Below are 18,879 nucleotides of genomic sequence, written 5' to 3' on the forward strand. Positions count from 1 at the left end.
AAATGTGGGAGCGGGCTTGCTCGCGAAGGCGGTGTGTCAGTCAACAATGATGTTGAATCTGATGCCCCTTCGCGAGCAAGCCCGCTCCCACATGGATGAAGCGAGGTCTGGTTAGAGACCGTAGCTCATCAGACGCTCGTAACGACGGTCCAGCAGCGCCTTGTGATCGAGCTTCTTGAGCATGGCCAGTTGCGAGCTCAGTTCGGCACGGATCGAGGCAGCCGCAGTGGCCGGATCACGGTGTGCACCACCCAGAGGCTCGCCGATCACCTTGTCCACGATGCCCAGGCCCTTGAGGCGCTCGGCGGTGATGCCCATGGCTTCCGCGGCATCCGGTGCCTTTTCCGCGGTTTTCCACAGGATCGAAGCGCAACCTTCCGGCGAGATCACCGCGTAGGTCGAGTACTGCAGCATGTTCAACTGATCGCAAACGCCGATTGCCAGTGCGCCACCGGAACCACCTTCACCGATCACGGTGGCAATGATTGGGGTTTTCAAGCGAGCCATGACACGCAGGTTCCACGCGATCGCTTCGCTCTGGTTGCGCTCTTCAGCGTCGATGCCTGGGTAAGCGCCAGGGGTATCGATGAAGGTCAGGATCGGCATTTTGAAGCGTTCGGCCATCTCCATCAGACGGCAGGCCTTGCGGTAGCCTTCCGGACGCGGCATGCCGAAATTGCGGCGAACCTTTTCGCGCACCTCGCGGCCTTTCTGGTGACCGATGACCATCACTGGCTGGTCGTCCAGACGGGCGATACCACCCACGATGGCGGCGTCGTCGGAGAAGTGGCGGTCGCCGTGCAATTCATCGAACTCGGTGAAGATGTGATCGATGTAGTCCAGGGTGTATGGACGCTTCGGGTGGCGCGCCAGACGTGCGATCTGCCAGCTGGTCAACTTGCCGAAGATGTCCTCGGTCAAGGTTTTGCTTTTGTCCTGCAGGCGGGAGATCTCATCGCCGATATTCAGCGAATTGTCATTACCGACCAAGCGCAACTCTTCGATCTTGGCTTGCAGGTCGGCGATCGGCTGTTCGAAATCCAGGAAATTCGGGTTCATAGGCGTCCGTCTTGGGTCGACGTCCAAGAGAGCTTGGGCCGGCCGGTTGTCTATTCGCGCCCTACCTTAAGGGAGAGGCGCGTTCAGGTCGAGATTAAAAATTCAGGTCACGCTCAGGGCAAACTGATAGCGCTGACCATTAACGGTATTGGAGGAAGACGTTGTCTCGCCCGAACTGGTCACGCAGGGCTTGAATCAACGCATCCGCCGGATCGATTCGCCAGCCTTCGCCGAACTGCAACAAGGCCTTCGCATCGGGGCTGGTGTACTCCATGGTGATCGGGCACGCACCGCGGTGACGCTTGAACAGGTCGCCCAACCAGCGTAGCTGATCGCCCTTGAGATCCTGGGTCTGAACCTTCAGACGCAGGCTTTCAGCCAGGTTGGTGCGCGCATCCTCCATGCTCATCACCCGTTTGACCCGCAACCGCAGGCCACCAGAGAAGTCGTCGTTACTGACTTCGCCTTCGACCACCACCATCGCATCCGTCTGCAACAGGGCTTGCGCGGAGTGGAACGCATCGGCAAACAGCGACGCTTCGATGCGTCCCGAGCGGTCATCCAGGGTGATGAACCCCATCTTGTCGCCCTTTTTGTTCTTCATCACCCGCAGCGCGATGATCATGCCGGCAACGGTCTGAGTATCACGCGCAGGTTTCAGATCGATGATGCGCTGGCGAGCGAAACGACGGATTTCACCTTCGTATTCGTCGATCGGGTGCCCGGTCAGGTAGAGGCCCAAGGTGTCTTTCTCACCTTTGAGCCGCTCTTTGAGTGTCAGCTCCCTGGCCTTGCGATGAGTGGCGTAGACATCGGAATCTTCTTCGACAAAAAGGCCACCAAAGAGGTCCGCATGGCCACTGTCGTGGGTCCTTGCGGTTTGTTCGGCGGCCTTGATCGCCTCCTCCAATGCTGTCAGCAGCACTGCCCGATTACGGTCGATATTGGCCTGATAGGCTTTCGGCTCGTCATGGAAGTACGGGCCGAGACGATCCAGCGCACCGCTACGGATCAAGCCATCAAGGGTCCGTTTGTTGATGCGCTTGAGGTCGACACGGGCGCAGAAGTCGAACAGGTCCTTGAACGGGCCGTTTTGTCGCGCCTCGGTGATCGCCTCAACCGGCCCTTCGCCAACCCCCTTGATAGCCCCCAGGCCGTAAATTATCCGGCCCTCGTCGTTCACAGTGAATTTGAACTCCGAGGTGTTCACATCCGGCGCATCAAGGCGCAACTTCATGTTGCGCACTTCTTCGATCAAGGTCACGACCTTGTCGGTGTTGTGCATATCCGCCGAGAGCACCGCCGCCATGAATGGCGCCGGGAAGTGCGTCTTCAGCCACGCGGTCTGGTAGGACACCAGGCCATAGGCGGCGGAGTGCGACTTGTTGAAGCCGTAACCGGCGAACTTCTCTACCAGGTCGAAAATGTTACCGGCAAGGTCCGCATCAATATTGTTGGAGGCGCAACCCTCAATGAAACCGCCGCGCTGCTTGGCCATTTCTTCGGGTTTTTTCTTACCCATGGCTCGACGCAGCATGTCCGCACCACCGAGGGTGTAACCGGCCATGACCTGGGCAATCTGCATCACCTGTTCTTGATACAGGATGATGCCGTAGGTCGGTGCCAATACAGGCTTGAGGCCTTCGTACTGATAGTCCGAGTGCGGGTACGCCAATTCGGCGCGACCGTGCTTGCGGTTGATGAAGTCGTCCACCATGCCCGATTGCAGCGGACCGGGACGGAACAACGCCACCAGTGCAATCAGGTCTTCCAGGCAGTCGGGCTTGAGCTTCTTGATCAGCTCCTTCATGCCTCGCGATTCAAGCTGGAACACCGCCGTGGTTTCGGCTTTCTGCAGCAGATCGAAGGTTTTCTTGTCATCCAGCGGGATGAAGTCGATGTTCAGGTCGTCCAGGCCTTGCTTGGCCTGCTCGCGGTTGATGGTTTCCATCGCCCACTTGATGATGGTCAGGGTCCGCAGACCCAGGAAGTCGAACTTCACCAGACCAGCTGCCTCGACGTCATCCTTGTCGAACTGGGTCACCAGGCCGCCGCCCTCTTCATCACAGGCGATCGGCGAGAAGTCGGTGAGCTTGGTCGGCGCGATAACCACGCCACCGGCGTGCTTGCCTGTACCACGGCACACGCCCTCGAGCTTGAGCGCCATGTCCCAGATTTCCTTGGCGTCCTCGTCGACCTTGAGGAAATCGCGCAGGATTTCTTCCTGCTCGTAAGCTTTGTCCAGGGTCATGCCGACTTCGAAGGGGATCATCTTCGACAGGCGGTCCGCCAGGCCATAGGACTTGCCCTGCACCCGCGCCACGTCACGCACCACCGCCTTGGCGGCCATGGTGCCGAAGGTGATGATCTGACTCACCGCGTTACGGCCATAGGCGTCGGCCACGTACTCGATCACCCGATCGCGACCGTCCATGCAGAAGTCGACGTCGAAGTCGGGCATGGAAACCCGTTCCGGGTTGAGGAAACGTTCGAACAGCAGGTCATAGGCCAGTGGATCGAGGTCCGTGATCTTCAGCACGTAGGCCACCAGCGAACCGGCACCCGATCCCCGGCCAGGGCCCACCGGCACGCCGTTGTTCTTGGCCCACTTGATGAAGTCCATAACGATCAGGAAGTAACCGGGGAACCCCATCTGGATGATGATATCCAGCTCGAACTTCAGGCGGTCGAGGTAGACCTGGCGCTTCTCTTCGTAATTGGGAGTGGTGTCTTTGGGCCACAACACCGCCAGACGCTCTTCCAGGCCTTCGTGGGAAACGTGACGCAGGTAATCGTCGATCCCCATGCCATTGGGCGTAGGAAAGTCGGGCAGAAAGTGTTTGCCCAGTTGCACATGAATGTTGCAACGCTTGGCAATCTCGACGGTATTTTCCAGCGCCTCGGGAATGTCGCTGAACAGCTCGGCCATTTCCTCGGCACTTTTGAGGTATTGCTGATCGCTGTAGTTCTTCGAACGCCGCGGATCGTCGAGCGCGCGGCCCTCACCGATGCAGACGCGGGTCTCGTGGGCGTCGAAATCACTCTGCTTGATAAACCGCACGTCGTTGGTCGCGACCAGTGGCGCGTCAAGCTTGTCGGCCAGCGCTACTGCACCGTGCAGTTGCTCTTCGTCATTGGGGCGGTTGGTACGCTGGATTTCGAGATAAAAACGGTCGCCAAACACCGCCATCCACTCACGCGCCAGGTTTTCGGCTTCGCCCGGGTTGCCGGCCAGCATTGCCATGCCGATCTCACCCTCTTTCGCTGCCGACAGCATGATCAAGCCTTCATTGGCTTCGGCCACCCACTCACGCTCGACGATGACCAGACCATTGCGCTGGCCATCGATAAAGCCACGGGAGATCAACTCGGTCAGATTGCGATAGCCCAGAGGGTTCATCACCAGCAGGCTGATCTTGCTCAGCGGGGCATCGGGATCCTTGTTCGACAACCACAGGTCGGCGCCGCAGATCGGCTTGATCCCGGCACCCATGGCGTTTTTATAGAATTTGACCAGGGAACACATGTTGTTCTGGTCGGTGACCGCAACAGCAGGCATGTTCATGCCGACCAGGGTCTTGACCAGCGGTTTTACGCGCACCAGACCGTCGACCAGGGAATATTCAGTGTGCAGGCGTAGATGAACGAATGAAGCCGGCATAGTGATCCTGTAAGTCATGAAAACAACAAGGCCCGGATTGTACCGGGCCTTGGCAAAAAAAATCAGCCTTGCGACTAACTCTCGATGAGGCTTTCACGCGCCTCGTACGCTAGCCGTACGGGGGCAAACGAGCGACGGTGAATCGGGGTCGGCCCCAGGCGAGCCAGCGCTTCCAGATGAACGGGGGTCGGGTAGCCCTTGTGACCGCCAATGCCATAACCTGGATAAATCAGTTCAAATGCTGCCATTTCACGATCGCGGCTGACCTTGGCCAGAATCGACGCCGCCGCGATGGCCGGGACCTTGGCATCACCTTTCACCACCGCCTCGGCGCGCATCGGCAATTTAGGGCAACGATTACCGTCGATCATCGCCAGCTTTGGCTGGATGTGCAGCCCGGCCACGGCACGCTGCATGGCCAGCATGGTGGCGTGCAGGATGTTCAACTCGTCGATTTCTTCGACTTCCGCTCGGGCAATGCACCAGCTCAGGGCTTTTTCGCGGATTTCGTCGTAGAGCTTCTCACGGCGGGCCTCGGTTAGTTTCTTCGAGTCATTCAAGCCCAGGATCGGACGGTTCGGATCGAGGATCACTGCTGCGGTGACCACCGCACCACAGAGTGGGCCACGGCCGACCTCGTCAACACCGGCGACCAGCTCTTCAACTTCGGCGACCAAGGTGAAATCCAGCCCCATCTGCATGCTTGTTTTACTCATTGTGCTGGGCCGATCAGGTTGAGCACTGCATCCGCAGCCTGGTTGGAGGCATCCAGACGCAAGGTCCGGTGAATTTCGTCGAAGCCGCGAGTCTGCTCTTCGCCATCCTCGATCAGCGGCGACAAGGTCTGGGCCAATGCCTCGACCGTCGCATCATCCTGCAGCAACTCGGGCACCAGCAATCGCTGGGCCAGCAAGTTCGGCAAGGAGACGTAGGGGCTTTTCACCATGCGCTTGAGGATCCAGAACGTCAGCGGCGCCAGGCGATAAGCAACCACCATTGGCCGTTTGTACAACAACGCTTCCAGCGTCGCCGTTCCCGAGGCGATCAGCACCGCATCGCAGGCGGCCAAGGCCAAATGCGACTTTCCATCGAGCAAGGTCAGAGGCAAATCGCGACCAGCCAGCATCTCTTCCAGCTGTGCTCGGCGCTCAGGACTGGCGCAAGGCATGACGAAGCGAACGCCCGGGCGCATGGCCCTCAGGCGCTGCGCGGTATCGAGAAACAGCGCGCCAAGGCGACCGACTTCACCGCCACGACTGCCCGGCATCAACGCCACCAGCGGACCGTCAGGCAAGCCCAGTTCGGCTCGCGCAGCAGCGCGATCGGCTTCGAGCGGAATCGCGTCAGCCAGGGAGTGCCCGACAAACCGGACCGGCACACCCTTCTCTTCGTAAAACCTGGCTTCGAACGGGAACAGCGTCAGCATCAGATCGCAGCCTTCGCGAATCTTCAGCACACGCTTCTGCCGCCACGCCCAGACAGACGGGCTGACGTAATGCACAGTCTTGATTCCGGCATGACGCAGCTTGAGCTCAATATTGAGGTTGAAGTCAGGCGCATCGATCCCGATAAACACGTCCGGTTGCGCAGCGATCAGGTCGGCGACCAGCTTCTTGCGACGCGCCAGAAGCTCGCGCAATCGGCCCAGCACTTCCACCAGGCCCATGACCGAAAGGCGTTCCATCGGGAAATACGAGTTCAAGCCCTCGGCCTGCATCAGCGGGCCACCGACACCAATGAACTCGACCGTCGGGTGGCGAGCCTTGAGCGCACGCATGAGGCCCGCGCCCAGAATGTCGCCGGAAGCCTCACCTGCTACCAGTGCAATACGCAGATTAGCCATGATTAGCGGGTGATGCCGCGGGTCGAAGACTGGATGGAGTCACGAAACACTGCGACTTCCGGGAACTGGAGCGAAGGCTCGGACAGTTCAGCGAGCGCCTGTTCAACCGTCAGCCCTTGGCGGTAGACCACCTTATAGGCACGACGCAGGGCGTGAATCGCATCTTCGCTGAAACCGCGACGGCGCATGCCCTCGAAGTTCATGCTGCGGGCTTCGGCCGGATTACCAAACACCGTGACGTAGGCGGGAACGTCCTTGCCAATGGCCGTGCCCATGCCGGAAAAGCTGTGGGCACCGATGTGGCAATACTGGTGGACCAGGGTAAAACCAGACAGGATGGCCCAATCTTCGACGTGCACGTGGCCAGCCAGCGCAGTGTTGTTGACCAGAATGCAGTGATTGCCGATAACGCTGTCATGGCCAATGTGAGCGTACGCCATGATCAGGTTGTGATCGCCCAGGGTCGTTTCCGAACGGTCCTGAATGGTCCCACGATGAATCGTCACGCCTTCGCGAATGACGTTGTGGTCACCGATCACCAGGCGAGTCTCTTCGCCTTTGTATTTCAGATCAGGCGTGTCCTCGCCTACCGATGAAAACTGGTAGATACGGTTGTGCTTGCCGATCCGGGTCGGGCCTTTGAGAATCACGTGCGGCCCGATGACTGTCCCCTCGCCGATCTCCACACCTGCGCCGATGATCGACCATGGGCCGACCTCGACACCGTCAGCCAGGACGGCCGCCGGATCGATGATTGCGCGAGGGTCAATCAAACTCATAGTTTGCGTTCCGCGCAGATGATCTCGGCGGAGCAGACCGGCTTGCCATCGACCGAAGCCTGGCACTCGAATTTCCAGATCTGGCGCTTGCAGCTCAGGAACTTGGCTTCAAGAATCAACTGATCGCCCGGCAATACCGGCTGACGGAAGCGCAGCTTGTCGGAACCGACGAAGTAGTAGAGGGTGCCATCGGCCGGCTTCACGTCGAGCATTTTGAAACCGAGGATCCCGGCAGCCTGAGCCATCGCTTCGATGATCAGCACGCCCGGCATGATTGGATGCGCGGGAAAGTGGCCATTGAAGAATGGTTCGTTGATGCTGACATTCTTGTAGGCGCGAATGCGCTTCTCTTCCACATCCAGATCCACGACCCGATCCACCAGCAGGAACGGGTAACGGTGAGGCAGGTATTCGCGAATCTCGTTGATGTCCATCATTTCGGGGGGAAGCCTATGTAAAGATTGGAAGCGCGCGACTGATGCACACTTCTCTAGCAAATCAAGTACGCAAACTAGCGGTTGCGCACACTTGATATGGAAATGGTATCAGCCATCTGATGAAGCATTACCGCCAGGGGTCACTTCCCCTGCTTGCTTTTCCAGCTGTCGCAAACGTCGCGCGATGTCATCGAGCTGACGCAGACGTGCCGCGCTTTTGCGCCATTCGGCCGCTGGCTGCATCGCCGTACCGGATGAATAAGCGCCCGGCTCGGTGATCGAGTGGGTCACCATGGTCATCCCGGTGATGAAAACGTTGTCGCAAATATCGATATGCCCCACCAGCCCTACGCCACCGGCAAGCATGCAGTGCTTGCCGATTTTGGTGCTGCCGGAAATCCCCACACACGCGGCCATGGCGGTGTGATCACCGACCTGTACGTTGTGGGCAATCTGAATCTGATTGTCGAGCTTCACACCGTTACCAATGATGGTATCGGCCAAGGCGCCACGATCGATGGCGGTGTTCACGCCGATTTCCACGTCGTCGCCAATGGAAACGCCGCCAATCTGTGCAATCTTCTGCCAGACACCTTTCTCGTTGGCAAAGCCGAAACCTTCGCCACCCAGCACGGCACCGGACTGGATGACCACCCGCTTTCCAACGCGAACATCGTGATACAAAGTCACCCGTGGTGCGAGCCAGCCACCTTCACCAACAACGCTACGGGCACCGATGAAGCAGTGCGCGCCCACAGTTGTACCGGCAGCGATATGCGCCCCGCTTTCGATGACCACAAAGGCACCGATACTCGCAGTCGGGTCAACCACCGCGTCCGCAGCAATCACTGCAGTCGGATGAACCCCCGAAGCAGCTTGGGGCTTGGGATCGAACAAGTGGGAAATGCGGGCGTAGGCCGCATACGGATCAGGCACCACCAGTGCATTGCCGGAAAAACCTTCAGCGTCAGCGGCTTTCAGCAACAGAGCTGCAGCCTGACTGCTTGCCAGGTATTTACGGTACTGGGGGTTTGCGAGAAAGCTCAACTGAGCTGGGCCAGCCTCCTGCAAGGTGGCTAGCCCAGTGATTTCTTTCTCCGGGTCGCCACGTAGTGTGGCGCCGAGGAACTCGGCCAGCTGGCCGAGCTTTTTAGTCGCGATCATGGGTTACTTCAGCTGATTCATGCGCTCGATAACCTGGCGCGTGATGTCGTACTGAGGCTTGACATCAATCACTGCGCCACGCTCGAAGACCAGGTCAAAAGCACCTTTCTTGATGACTTCTTCCACAGCGCTGTCCAGTTTCGGCTTGAGCTGTTTCAGCATTTCACGGTCAGCAACAGCCTTGGCTTCGTTCAGCTCCTTGGACTGGAACTGGAAGTCACGGGCCTTTTGCTTGAATTCAAGTTCCAGGCGCTCACGCTCGCCTTGCTGCATCTTGTCGCCACCGGCCATCAGACGATCCTGAATACCCTTGGCGCTGCTTTCCAGAGTTTTGAGCTTGGTCAGTTGAGGACCGAACTTTTTCTCGGCATCCACGGCATATTTCTTGGCCGCGTCGGATTCCAGGAGCGCCATCTGATAGTTCAGAACGGCGATTTTCATGTCGGCAAATGCCGGACCTGCTACCAGTACGGAAGCCAGGAGAACCAATTGAGTCAACTTACGCACGATGCACTCCTACAAAATCCATTGTCGTTATCTTGGGTCAGACGCTTAGAACGTCTGGCCGAGGGAGAATTGGAACACTTGAGTTTCAGCCTCATCCGGTTTCTTGACTGGCATGGCCACCGCGAAACTCAGAGGACCCAGTGCGGTGACCCAGGTAACACCCAGACCGACGGAACTGGCCATGTTGCTCAGGCTGATGTCGTTGCACTTGGTTTTGGACTTCGTACCATCGGCATTTGTGATGTCCGAGCAAGACGAGTCAAACACGTTACCCACATCCCAGAATACCGAAGTACGCAGGGAACGCTGATCCTTGATGAACGGTAGCGGGAACAGAACTTCCGCACCACCCTGAATCAGGACGTTACCACCAAACGGTAGCGGGTCCTGGTCCGGGTCGAACTTGGTACCGGGGTTTTTACCGGTACTTGGCGTACTGCGTGGACCCAGGGTGCTGTCCTTGAAGCCGCGAACCGAATTGAAACCACCAGCATAGTAGTTTTCATAGAATGGCAAGCCATCGGTCGAACCGTAACCATCGCCGTAACCCAACTCGGTATGCAGGCGCATGGTGTAGTTCTCGCTCAACGGTTGGAACATCTGGCCACGGTAGTCAAGCTTGAAGAACGACAGGTCGCTGCCCGGAACCGTGGTTTCCAGCACCAGGCTCTGGGAGTGACCGCGAGTGGCGAGCACACCTTTGTTCAGGGTGGATTCGGACCAACCGGCCGAAGCCTTGAAGTTCAGGTATTTGTCGCCTTCCTTATTAACGAAGTCGAAGATCTCATCAACGGTATACACACCGGTCTTGATCTCGTCCTGCTGGGCAGTCAGACCGAAAGTCAGACGCGAAGTCTCGCTGATTGGGTAACCAACGCTCACACCGGCACCCAGGCTGTCCACGGAGTAGCTGGCTACGCTGACATCAAGGTCGTTGTAGTCGGTGGTGCGATAGAACGCGTTGTAACCCAGGCTCACACCGTCAGCAGTCCAGTAGGGGTCGACATAACCGAAGTTATAGCGACTCTGGTATTGACTGCGGGTCAAACCAATGCTGACTTTGTTACCAGTACCCAGGAAGTTGTTCTGGGTGATCGAACCGCCCAGGATCAAACCTGCGCTCTGGGCAAAACCGACGCTGGCAGTAATCGAACCGGAGGCTTGTTCTTCAACGCTGTAGTTGACATCGACCTGGTCATCGACGCCCGGCACCGCTGGCGTTTCGACGTTGACTTCCTTGAAGAAGCCCAGGCGCTCCAGACGGGTCTTGGACTGGTCGATCAGGTAGGTCGAAGCCCAACCACCTTCCATCTGACGCATTTCACGACGCAGCACTTCGTCTTCGGACTTGGTGTTGCCACGGAAGTTGATACGGTTCACGTAGGCACGCTTGCCCGGATCGACCGCAAAGGTGATGTCGACCGTGTGATCGTCATCATGAGGCTGTGGCACACCGTTAACGTTGGCGAAGGTATAGCCTTCGTTACCCAGACGACGGGTAATCAACTCGGAAGTGGTGGTCATCAGCTTGCGAGAGAATACCTGGCCTTTCTGGACCAGCAGCAGGGACTTGACCTGGTCTTCAGGCACTTTCAGGTCGCCGCTCAGTTTCACATCACGAACGGTGTACTTGTCGCCTTCGTTGATGTTGACGGTGATATAGACGTGTTTCTTGTCCGGAGTGATGGACACCTGGGTCGAAGCGATATCCATGTTGATATAGCCACGATCCAGATAGTAGGAACGCAGACGCTCCAGGTCACCGGAAAGTTTTTCACGGGCATACTTGTCGTCGTTCTTGAAGAACGACAACCAGTTGGTAGTCTTGAGTTCGAACAGATCGATCAGGTCTTCATCAGGGAAGACCGTGTTACCCACCACGTTGATGTGCTGGATAGCAGCAACGGTGCCTTCGTTGATATTGACCTTCAAGCCAACGCGGTTGCGCGGTTGCGGCACCACTTCAGTGTCAACGGTAGCCGAGTAGCGGCCTTGAGCGACGTACTGGCGCTGCAGTTCGTTACGTACACCTTCGAGGGTAGCGCGCTGGAAGATCTCACCTTCAGCCAGACCGGACTGCTTGAGGCCCTTCATCAGGTCCTCGGTGGAAATTGCCTTGTTACCTTCAATCTCGATACTGGCAACTGACGGACGCTCGACTACTGTAATGACAAGGACGTTGCCATCACGGCCCAGCTGGATATCTTGAAAGAACCCGGTTTTGAACAGCGCACGAGTGGATTCCACCAGGCGATGATCATCCGCCACTTCACCGACGTTCAACGGCAAAGCCCCAAAGACGCTACCCGCGGAGACCCGCTGGAGGCCATTGACGCGAATATCAGAGATAGTGAAGGATTCGGCGTGAGCTTCGGCGATCATCAATACGGAGAGAACCGCAGTTAGCAACAGACGTTTCATGAAGTCCTTTCTTATTCCAACTGGCAATAAACAAACTGCCGCAAAATGCGGCAGATTCGCAATTCAGCAAAGTACTACAGACGACCCAGATCGTTGACCAGAGCAAGCAACATCACTCCAACCACCAAGCTGATACCGATCTGTACCCCCCAACCTTGTACCCGATCCGACAAGGGACGACCACGCGCCCACTCAATCAGATAAAACAACAAATGCCCCCCATCCAGCACAGGAATGGGCAGCAAATTCAGAACCCCCAGGCTAATACTCAGATAAGCAAGGAAATTCAGGAAATCAGCGACACCCGACTGGGCCGAAGCGCCCGCCACTTTAGCAATGGTTATCGGTCCACTCAAGTTTTTTACCGAGAGCTCACCGAACAACATTTTCTTCAGCGAATCAAGGGTCAGCAGGCTCATGGTCCAGGTGCGTCGAGCCCCCTCACCGATTGCGGCCAAAGGCCCGAAGCTGACCTCGCGGATCATCTCCGGTGGCCAATCGACAGCTTTCACCCCAGCCCCCAGGTAACCCGTGGGTTCCTTGCGCTCGCCGCGGGCAGCCAATGTGACAGGGACGTCGATTTGAGCACCGTCGCGCTCGACCCGCATCAAGATTTTGGTATCAGGACGCATACGGACGATATCGACCACTTGCTGCCAGTCATCCAGCGACTTGCCATCCAGGGCAATCAGACGGTCCCCCATCTTCAGCCCGGCAGCCTGCGCCGGACCTTTCGGATCAAGCTCTGCCAGGATTGGCGGCAATGCCGGACGCCAAGGTCGAATGCCCAGCGAACGGATTGGATCCGGCTCGTCGGCCCCCTTGAGCCACTTGTCCAGCGCCAGTTCACGAGGCGAATCTATCGAAGACCCCTGATCGCGGACCAGCACCTGCATCGAGCCGCTTTCCCCGAGGCGACGGACCAGCTGCAAATTCACCGCCGCCCAACCGGAGGTTGGCTCACCATCAATGGAGATGATTTCCTGACCGGCACTCAAACCTGCCCTGGCGGCGATGCTGCCGGATTCCACAGCACCAATGACTGGGCGAACCTGCTCGCTGCCGAGCATGGCCAAGACCCAGAAGAATCCCAAGGCCAGTAGAAAGTTGGCAATCGGCCCGGCAGCAACGATAGCAATGCGTTGGCGGACGGACTTGCGATTGAAGGACTGATCGATCTGATCGGCGGGAACTTCACCTTCACGCTCGTCGAGCATTTTCACGTAGCCGCCCAGCGGGATGGCGGCCACCACGAACTCGGTGCCTTGCTTATCGTGCCAGCGCAGCAGCGGCATGCCGAAGCCTACGGAGAAACGCAGCACTTTGACCCCACAGCGACGCGCGACCCAGAAATGGCCGAACTCGTGGAAGGTAACCAGCACACCCAAAGCCACCAGGGTGCCGACAATCATATAGAGCGCGCTCATCTACTTTCTCCGCATTCCTATCCGGTACTGCATGGGGCAACGCGTTGCAGCACTTACCGCCCGTGACGATTCAACCATTGTTCGGCCAGCAAACGCGCCTTCGCATCCGCCGTGAACACTGCCTCGAGATCATCGACTTCTACCACAGGCTCGAGATTCAGTGTTTCTTCGATGATACTCGCGATTTCCGGGTAACGAACCCGTCCGTCGAGAAAGGCTGCCACAGCCACTTCATTCGCAGCATTGAGCATTGCCGGAGCGCTGTTGCCCGCCTCTGCCGCCTGACGCGCAAGGCGCAGGCAAGGAAAGCGCTCTTCGTCCGGGACCTGGAAGTCCAGTCGCGCGATGGCAAACAAGTCCAACGGTGGCACACCGGAGTCGATTCGCTCCGGCCAGGCCAGTGCGTTGGCAATTGGCGTACGCATATCCGGATTGCCCAATTGGGCCAATACCGAGCCATCAATGTAGTCAACCAACGAATGGATCACGCTTTGCGGGTGAATCACCACCTCGACCTGGGACGGCTTGGCATCGAACAACCAACAGGCCTCGATCAACTCAAGCCCTTTGTTCATCATGCTGGCTGAATCCACCGAAATCTTGCGCCCCATGGACCAGTTCGGGTGAGCGCATGCCTGCTCAGGGGAAACATGCGCCAATTCAGCCAAAGGCGTTTGTCGGAACGGGCCGCCAGAGGCCGTCAGTAAAATCCGACGCACCCCGACTGAGCTCAGACCACGGGCAAAATCATGCGGCATGCACTGGAAAATCGCATTGTGCTCACTGTCGATCGGCAGTAATACCGAACCGCTTTTGCGCACAGCCTGCATGAACAAGGCACCAGACATGACCAGTGCTTCTTTGTTGGCGAGAAGAATTTTCTTGCCCGCTTCGACAGCTGCCAACGTCGGGCGCAAACCTGCTGCACCCACAATGGCTGCCATGACCGCATCAACTTCAGGGTCGGCAGCGACCTGACACAAGCCTTCCTCACCCACCAGCACACGGGTCGAGAGGCCAGCCGCACGCAAATCGTCCTGCAGGCTTCGCGCTGCCGCGACTTCAGGCACGACGGCGAATCGCGGTGTATGACGCACGCACAATGCCAGCAATTCACTCAAACGCGTGAAACCGCTTAGTGCAAAGGCTTGATAGCGCCCGGGATGACGAGCGATGACATCGAGGGTGCTCAGACCGATCGAACCGGTTGCCCCCAGAACGGTAATCTGCTGGGGACGGCTCATGGCGCCGCCATCCACAACAGAACGGCGAACACAGGAATTGCTGCGGTCAGACTGTCAATCCGGTCCAGCACACCACCATGGCCAGGCAACAGATTGCTGCTGTCCTTGATCCCGGATTGGCGCTTGAACATGCTCTCGGTGAGGTCGCCCACGACCGAGATGAAAACGATCAAGGCTGCGCCGATCAGCCCCTTGAACAGCTCGGCGACGGTCCAGTCACGGACAAAACCGACGATCACGGTGATGACCAGGCTCAGGGTCAGGCCACCGTACACGCCTTCCCAGCTTTTACCAGGACTGACCTGCGGCGCCAGCTTGCGCTTGCCGAACGCGCGACCGGAAAAATAGGCGCCAATATCGGCCCCCCAAACCAGCACCATCACCGCCATGATCAGCCAATTACCCAAAGGCTGCTGCTTGATCTGGACCAGACCTTGCCAGGCCGGCAGCAGGATCAACAGGCCGATCATCAACTTGCAGGCAGCGCTGGCCCAATGCTCACTGGAGCGCGGATACGTCAGCACCAGATAGGTCGCAATCCCCCACCACAGCACCGAAGCGCCCAGCACCCAAGGTGCCAGGCCAGGCAGGATGTACATGACAAACAGCATCAACGCGACGACAGCGGCATAACCAACACGAAACGACTGGGCGGTAAAACCTGCCAATCGCGCCCACTCCCAGGCACCGAGGGTCACGACCAGCCCGATGAACAACGCAAAACCGGAGCCTTCGAGCAGGAAAAACCCGCACAAGGCAATCGGCAGCAGGATCAGCGCGGTAATGATTCGTTGTTTAAGCATTAAACCCGGGCTCCGGCCTCGACCTGCTCGCTCGTTTTACCGAAGCGACGCTGGCGGGATGCGAAATCGGCCAATGCGTTACGCATGGCATCGTGTTTGAAGTCCGGCCAGAACAGGTCGGAGAAGTACAATTCGGCGTAGGCCAGCTGCCACAACAGGAAGTTACTGATGCGATGCTCGCCGCCGGTACGAATGCACAAGTCAGGCAACGGCAAGTCACCGGTAGCCAGACAGGTTTGCAGCAAATCAGGGGTAATGTCTTCCGGACGCAGGTGCCCTGCCTGAACCTCGCGCGCCAGACGCTGTGCAGCCTGCGCGATGTCCCACTGGCCACCGTAGTTGGCTGCGATCTGCAGGACGAACCGATTGGCGCCCGCAGTCATGGTCTCGGCTTCACGCATGGCAGCCTGAAGCTCTGGATGAAAGCGCGAACGATCACCAATGATCCGCAGGCTGATGTTGTTGTCGTTGAGGCGCTTGGCCTCACGACGCAATGCCTTGAAGAACAGGTCCATCAAGGCACTGACCTCATCGGCCGGACGCTGCCAGTTCTCGCTGGAGAACGCAAACAGGGTCAAAACCTCGACCCCTGATTCCGCGCAAACCTCAATAACTGCACGAACCGCATCGACACCCGCTTTATGCCCGGCGACACCCGGCATAAAGCGTTTTTTCGCCCAGCGATTATTACCATCCATGATGATCGCGACATGGCGCGGCACCGCGGAGGGCGCAATCTGCTTGGTCTTTTCCATGAAAACGCGACCCTTATACGGCCATCAGGTCTTTTTCTTTCTGCGCCAGATCTGCGTCGATCTTGGCCACGAACTTCTTGGTCAGATCATCGATTTCACCAGTGGCACGACGCTCTTCGTCTTCGCTGATTTCTTTTTCCTTGACCAGATCCTTGAGCTGGCTGTTCGCATCACGACGGATATTGCGCACGGCAACACGGGCGTCTTCAGCGACATCACGCGCCTGCTTGGTGAAGCCCTTACGGGTTTCTTCGGTCAGCGCTGGCATGGAGATCAGCAGCAACTCGCCCAGGTTGGTCGGATTGAGGTTCAGACCCGCGCTACCGATCGCCTTGTCGACAGCACCCAGCATGTTGCGCTCAAAGGCAACCACTTGCAGGGTACGAGCATCTTTAACGGTGATGTTGGCAACTTGCTTGATTGGAGTGTCGGAACCGTAATACGGGACCATCACACCCTCCAGAATGCTTGGGTGTGCCTGGCCGGTACGGATGCGACCGAAGTTGTGGGCCAGCGACTCCACGGATTTTTGCATGCGCTCTTGAGCGTCTTTCTTGATTTCGTTGATCATTGTTGAACTTCCTCGATCAGGGTTCCTTCAGCGCCGCCATGCACGATATTCAGCAGGGCGCCGGGCTTGTTCATGTTAAATACGCGCAGCGGCATCTTGTGGTCGCGGCACAGGCAAATAGCCGTCAGATCCATCACGCCCAACTTGCGATCCAGCACTTCATCGTAGGTCAGATGATCGAACTTCTCGGCATGCGGGTCTTTAAATGGATCTGCTGTGTAGACGCCATCGACCTTGGTTGCCTTGAGTACGACATCAGCATCGATTTCGATTGCACGCAGGCAGGCAGCCGAGTCCGTGGTGAAGAACGGATTGCCAGTACCCGCTGCAAAAATAACGACTTCCTTGGAGTTCAGGTGACGCATGGCTTTGCGGCGATCGTAGTGATCGGTCACGCCCACCATGGAAATGGCCGACATCACGATGGCGGAGATATTGGCACGTTCAAGCGCGTCGCGCATGGCCAAGGCATTCATCACAGTGGCCAGCATGCCCATGTGGTCGCCCGTTACGCGATCCATACCGGCCGCGCTCAGCGCTGCACCACGGAACAGGTTACCACCACCGATCACCAGACCGACCTGCACACCGATACCGACCAGTTGGCCGACTTCCAACGCCATGCGATCCAGAACCTTCGGATCGATCCCGAACTCTTCCGAGCCCATCAGGGCCTCGCCGCTAAGTTTGAGTAGAATGCGTTTATAGCGAGCCTGATAACCACTGCCCTGCTGAGCCATTGCGAATCTCTCCTGCGGCGTAAATTAAAAATTCTTTGCGAGCTGTTTTCAGCTGGCGGTCACTCTAGCGTGGCGCTGCTTCAGCGCTATCGGAACATGGCTTTGTAAGCCAGTTCCGAACGGAAACCAAATAAAAATTGGTGCCCCATCTGAAAAGAGGCTGCGCGCGTGAGCGGGCAGCCTCTTCAGGGCGACAGTTAAAAAACCGTCTTATTGCTTGGCAGCAGCCAGTTGTGCGGCAACTTCTTCAGCGAAGTTGTCAACTGGCTTCTCGATGCCTTCGCCGACTTTGAAGTAGGTGAAGGAAACGATTTCAGCGCCGGCTTTCTTGGCCAGAGCACCAACGGTCAGCTCAGGATTCATGACGAAAGCTTGCTCAACCAGGCTGGCTTCGGCCAGGAACTTGGTGATACGACCAGCGATCATCTTCTCGACGATTTCAGCTGGCTTGCCTTTCATCTTGTCTTCGTTCAGTTGCAGGAAGACGCCCTTTTCGCGCTCGATGGCTTCTGGCGAAACCTGCGATGGCAGCAGGAACTCAGGGTTGCTGGCAGCCACGTGCATGGCGATTTCTTTGGCCAGCTGGACGTCGCCGCCCTTCAGGACAACAGCAACACCGATTTTGTTACCGTGCAGGTAGGTACCAACCACGTCACCTTCAACGCGAACCAGGCGACGAATGTTGACGTTTTCGCCAACTTTGGCAACCAGGGCTTCACGAGCCGATTCCTGAGCGGCGATCAGCGGAGCTGCGTCGGTCAGTTTTTCAGCGAAAGCTTTTTCTACGCTGGCGTTGACGAAGTTCTTGAAGTCGTCTTGCAGGGCCAGGAAGTCGGTCTGCGAGTTGACTTCCAGCAGCACGGCTGCCTTGTCGTCAGCCTTGATGGCGATAGCGCCCTCAGCGGCAACGTTGCCAGCCTTTTTAGCAGCCTTGATGGCGCCCGAAGCACGCATGTCATCAATGGCTTTTTCGATGTCGCCGTCGGCCTTTTCCAGGGCCTTTTTGCAATCCATCATGCCTTCGCCGGTACGCTCGCGCAGTTCTTTGACCAGCGCCGCAGTAATTGCTGCCATTTCAAATTCCTCTTGGATAGGTTTTCAACCATTCCACCCGATCGAACGGGCGTTCAATTCTTCCCGAACCACCTATGTAAGCTGCTGCACGTTACAGATGCTGTAGCTGCGCCGCCGACAAATGGTTTTCGAGGTGGCAAAAAGGGGGCCAAGCCCCCTTTTTGCTTACTGAGTCAACGCCAGGGCGTCAATTACTCAGCTGCAGCTGCCGGAGCTTCTTCAACGAAAACTTCGGTGCCGCCAGAAACGTTGTTGCGACCACGGATAACAGCGTCAGCCATCGAACCCATGTACAGCTGGATAGCGCGGATTGCGTCATCGTTGCCTGGGATGATGTAGTCAACGCCTTCCGGGCTGCTGTTGGTATCGACTACGCCGATAACCGGGATGCCCA

17 protein-coding genes are annotated in these 18,879 nt (G+C 57.6%); all 17 read right to left on the bottom strand.

Annotation, left to right across the window (positions count from 1 at the left end; genetic code table 11):
• Nucleotides 1-111 precede the first annotated feature (111 nt).
• Nucleotides 112-1,059 carry an acetyl-CoA carboxylase carboxyltransferase subunit alpha gene (locus ACRESJ_RS05020; protein WP_431756915.1) on the bottom strand — a complete coding sequence of 316 codons (948 nt, stop codon included), beginning with the start codon at nt 1,057-1,059 and terminating at the stop codon, nt 112-114.
• Between the two features lie 139 nt (nt 1,060-1,198).
• On the bottom strand, nt 1,199-4,720 hold the full coding sequence (dnaE, locus tag ACRESJ_RS05025; protein WP_431756916.1) for a DNA polymerase III subunit alpha: 3,522 nt from the start codon (nt 4,718-4,720) through the stop codon (nt 1,199-1,201).
• 74 nt (nt 4,721-4,794) lie between these two features.
• Nucleotides 4,795-5,421, bottom strand: a complete 627-nt coding sequence (rnhB, locus tag ACRESJ_RS05030) for a ribonuclease HII (RefSeq protein ID WP_431756927.1) — start codon at nt 5,419-5,421, stop codon at nt 4,795-4,797.
• Between the two features lie 11 nt (nt 5,422-5,432).
• Nucleotides 5,433-6,563, bottom strand: coding sequence for a lipid-A-disaccharide synthase (gene lpxB, locus ACRESJ_RS05035; RefSeq protein ID WP_431756917.1), 1,131 nt, complete (start codon nt 6,561-6,563; stop codon nt 5,433-5,435).
• Between the two features lie 2 nt (nt 6,564-6,565).
• The gene (lpxA, locus tag ACRESJ_RS05040; RefSeq protein WP_431756918.1) at nt 6,566-7,342 is read right to left on the bottom strand and encodes an acyl-ACP--UDP-N-acetylglucosamine O-acyltransferase; all 777 of its coding nucleotides are present in this window, start codon (nt 7,340-7,342) and stop codon (nt 6,566-6,568) included.
• Nucleotides 7,339-7,779, bottom strand: coding sequence for a 3-hydroxyacyl-ACP dehydratase FabZ (fabZ, locus tag ACRESJ_RS05045; protein WP_224533388.1), 441 nt, complete (start codon nt 7,777-7,779; stop codon nt 7,339-7,341). Before fabZ ends, lpxA begins: the two co-directional genes overlap by 4 nt.
• Nucleotides 7,780-7,887: 108 nt before the next feature.
• Nucleotides 7,888-8,943: a UDP-3-O-(3-hydroxymyristoyl)glucosamine N-acyltransferase gene (lpxD, locus tag ACRESJ_RS05050; protein ID WP_431756919.1), complete on the bottom strand. Its 1,056-nt coding sequence runs from the start codon at nt 8,941-8,943 to the stop codon at nt 7,888-7,890.
• A 3-nt stretch (nt 8,944-8,946) separates the two neighbouring features.
• Nucleotides 8,947-9,450, bottom strand: a complete 504-nt coding sequence (locus ACRESJ_RS05055; protein ID WP_007990260.1) for an OmpH family outer membrane protein — start codon at nt 9,448-9,450, stop codon at nt 8,947-8,949.
• 45 nt (nt 9,451-9,495) lie between these two features.
• Nucleotides 9,496-11,871, bottom strand: coding sequence for an outer membrane protein assembly factor BamA (bamA, locus tag ACRESJ_RS05060; protein ID WP_431756920.1), 2,376 nt, complete (start codon nt 11,869-11,871; stop codon nt 9,496-9,498).
• A gap of 74 nt (nt 11,872-11,945) precedes the next feature.
• Nucleotides 11,946-13,298: a sigma E protease regulator RseP gene (rseP, locus tag ACRESJ_RS05065; RefSeq protein WP_431756921.1), complete on the bottom strand. Its 1,353-nt coding sequence runs from the start codon at nt 13,296-13,298 to the stop codon at nt 11,946-11,948.
• A gap of 53 nt (nt 13,299-13,351) precedes the next feature.
• On the bottom strand, nt 13,352-14,542 hold the full coding sequence (ispC, locus tag ACRESJ_RS05070) for a 1-deoxy-D-xylulose-5-phosphate reductoisomerase (RefSeq protein ID WP_431756922.1): 1,191 nt from the start codon (nt 14,540-14,542) through the stop codon (nt 13,352-13,354).
• Complete coding sequence (locus ACRESJ_RS05075) at nt 14,539-15,345, bottom strand: phosphatidate cytidylyltransferase (protein WP_431756923.1); 807 nt, start codon at nt 15,343-15,345, stop codon at nt 14,539-14,541. The genes ispC and ACRESJ_RS05075 overlap by 4 nt, the downstream gene beginning before the upstream one ends.
• Nucleotides 15,345-16,100 carry a polyprenyl diphosphate synthase gene (gene uppS, locus ACRESJ_RS05080; RefSeq protein ID WP_431756924.1) on the bottom strand — a complete coding sequence of 252 codons (756 nt, stop codon included), beginning with the start codon at nt 16,098-16,100 and terminating at the stop codon, nt 15,345-15,347. The genes ACRESJ_RS05075 and uppS overlap by 1 nt, the downstream gene beginning before the upstream one ends.
• Before the next feature lie 13 nt (nt 16,101-16,113).
• Entirely contained in the window at nt 16,114-16,671 is a 558-nt protein-coding gene (gene frr, locus ACRESJ_RS05085) for a ribosome recycling factor (protein ID WP_008000041.1), read from the bottom strand.
• Entirely contained in the window at nt 16,668-17,411 is a 744-nt protein-coding gene (pyrH, locus tag ACRESJ_RS05090; protein WP_003198235.1) for a UMP kinase, read from the bottom strand. The genes frr and pyrH overlap by 4 nt, the downstream gene beginning before the upstream one ends.
• A gap of 210 nt (nt 17,412-17,621) precedes the next feature.
• Nucleotides 17,622-18,485, bottom strand: coding sequence for a translation elongation factor Ts (tsf, locus tag ACRESJ_RS05095; protein WP_431756925.1), 864 nt, complete (start codon nt 18,483-18,485; stop codon nt 17,622-17,624).
• 191 nt (nt 18,486-18,676) lie between these two features.
• On the bottom strand, nt 18,677-18,879 hold a 203-nt coding region (locus ACRESJ_RS05100), incomplete at its 5' end, for a 30S ribosomal protein S2 (RefSeq protein WP_431756926.1).

This window comes from Pseudomonas sp., from assembly GCF_050739655.1.
Lineage (GTDB): Bacteria > Pseudomonadota > Gammaproteobacteria > Pseudomonadales > Pseudomonadaceae > Aquipseudomonas.

What these genes read in the sequence shown, in the direction of transcription:
- lpxD (WP_431756919.1), bottom strand. Translation starts at nt 8,943, where the DNA reads ATGATCGCGACTAAAAAGCTCGGCCAGCTGGCCGAGTTCCTCGGCGCC.
- lpxA (WP_431756918.1), bottom strand. Translation starts at nt 7,342, where the DNA reads ATGAGTTTGATTGACCCTCGCGCAATCATCGATCCGGCGGCCGTCCTG.
- frr (WP_008000041.1), bottom strand. Translation starts at nt 16,671, where the DNA reads ATGATCAACGAAATCAAGAAAGACGCTCAAGAGCGCATGCAAAAATCC.
- rseP (WP_431756921.1), bottom strand. Translation starts at nt 13,298, where the DNA reads ATGAGCGCGCTCTATATGATTGTCGGCACCCTGGTGGCTTTGGGTGTG.
- lpxB (WP_431756917.1), bottom strand. Translation starts at nt 6,563, where the DNA reads ATGGCTAATCTGCGTATTGCACTGGTAGCAGGTGAGGCTTCCGGCGAC.
- ispC (WP_431756922.1), bottom strand. Translation starts at nt 14,542, where the DNA reads ATGAGCCGTCCCCAGCAGATTACCGTTCTGGGGGCAACCGGTTCGATC.
- ACRESJ_RS05020 (WP_431756915.1), bottom strand. Translation starts at nt 1,059, where the DNA reads ATGAACCCGAATTTCCTGGATTTCGAACAGCCGATCGCCGACCTGCAA.
- fabZ (WP_224533388.1), bottom strand. Translation starts at nt 7,779, where the DNA reads ATGATGGACATCAACGAGATTCGCGAATACCTGCCTCACCGTTACCCG.
- ACRESJ_RS05075 (WP_431756923.1), bottom strand. Translation starts at nt 15,345, where the DNA reads ATGCTTAAACAACGAATCATTACCGCGCTGATCCTGCTGCCGATTGCC.
- uppS (WP_431756924.1), bottom strand. Translation starts at nt 16,100, where the DNA reads ATGGAAAAGACCAAGCAGATTGCGCCCTCCGCGGTGCCGCGCCATGTC.
- bamA (WP_431756920.1), bottom strand. Translation starts at nt 11,871, where the DNA reads ATGAAACGTCTGTTGCTAACTGCGGTTCTCTCCGTATTGATGATCGCC.
- dnaE (WP_431756916.1), bottom strand. Translation starts at nt 4,720, where the DNA reads ATGCCGGCTTCATTCGTTCATCTACGCCTGCACACTGAATATTCCCTG.
- rnhB (WP_431756927.1), bottom strand. Translation starts at nt 5,421, where the DNA reads ATGCAGATGGGGCTGGATTTCACCTTGGTCGCCGAAGTTGAAGAGCTG.
- tsf (WP_431756925.1), bottom strand. Translation starts at nt 18,485, where the DNA reads ATGGCAGCAATTACTGCGGCGCTGGTCAAAGAACTGCGCGAGCGTACC.
- pyrH (WP_003198235.1), bottom strand. Translation starts at nt 17,411, where the DNA reads ATGGCTCAGCAGGGCAGTGGTTATCAGGCTCGCTATAAACGCATTCTA.